This is a genomic window from Vibrio fujianensis (assembly GCF_002749895.1).
In the GTDB taxonomy this organism is placed as follows: Bacteria; Pseudomonadota; Gammaproteobacteria; order Enterobacterales; family Vibrionaceae; genus Vibrio; species Vibrio fujianensis.
The window spans coordinates 214,792-215,835 of the sequence record NZ_NBUS01000039.1; the positions used below are offsets into that span (position 1 = coordinate 214,792).

The 1,044-nt window shown below is 43.1% G+C and carries 2 protein-coding genes; one reads left to right on the forward strand and one right to left on the reverse strand.

Annotation, left to right across the window (positions count from 1 at the left end; genetic code table 11):
- A partial coding sequence (locus B7C60_RS19980; RefSeq protein WP_281251660.1) for a YecA family protein occupies positions 1-331 on the reverse strand: 331 nt, incomplete at its 3' end.
- A gap of 254 nt (positions 332-585) precedes the next feature.
- Between B7C60_RS19980 and B7C60_RS18015 the strand changes: the two genes are divergently transcribed.
- Positions 586-1,044: amidohydrolase family protein (locus tag B7C60_RS18015; RefSeq protein WP_245868651.1), on the forward strand; the 459-nt coding region annotated here is incomplete at its 3' end.

Below are 1,044 nucleotides of genomic sequence, written 5' to 3' on the forward strand. Positions count from 1 at the left end.
AGCTCAGATACCGCATCACAGGGCTGTCAGAAAAATCCGTAGGCGTCTTAATCGTCACCCACTGCAACTGTGCAAAAGGCGCATAAAGCCAATTGGCCATTTGTGTTGGCGTCACACCACAAAAATCGGGATGAGGTTGATTATTGCGATCTTGCACTTTGTGCTGTAAAGCCGCATTGAGTTCATCAATGCTCAAATCTGGGTTCATTGCCAGCATGGCTTCCGCGTCATCAAAGACTTGCGCATGCTGCTTGGATACGTTGTCCATACAGCAACGTTTAAATTTTTTGCCACTGCCACAATGGCAAGGATCATTACGGCCGAGTTTCATTATGGATTTCTCTTGTCTTTTTAGCGCTTGTAACGCATTGATTAAATCGCTGTTGGTGAAGTATCAAACATCATTCTCACGATGCAGATACAGACATGCCATTTTTAAGTTTTATCTTTATCTCAAACTGCTGGCATTTATTCAACCAAGTTAGCATTTTTGCTGTTCAAAGCAGATCATTCACTCAAATATCACTACACTTTTCTTTGTCTATACATCAAGACACCGCATCGATAATTGATTGGAGTGATGGAATGAATAAACCGTTTTGGTTACTGCTCGGAGCAAGCATAGTCGCTTCGCCTACTTTTGCCGCCCACTATGTGTTTAAAAATGTACAAGTCTTTGATGGCCAACAAACAACGCTCAGCGTAGCAAAAAATGTCTATGTGCAAGATAACCTAATTAGCAAAATAGAAGATTACCAGCCACTCAACATCACGAATCCAAATACCATAGTGATTGATGGACAAGGCAAAACCTTAATGCCAGGATTAATTGATGCTCATACTCACTTAATGCTCGCCGCACTGCCTCAACAAACCTTAATGCTTGCCGATCAAGGCTTTATTAATATTGTTGCCGCTAAAACTGCAGCAGACATGTTGCAACGTGGCTACACCAGTGTACGCGATTTAGGTGGGCCAGTCTTTGGCTTAAAAATGGCCATCGATAAGCAGATCACCACCGGGCCTCGCATTTGGCCAGCTGGG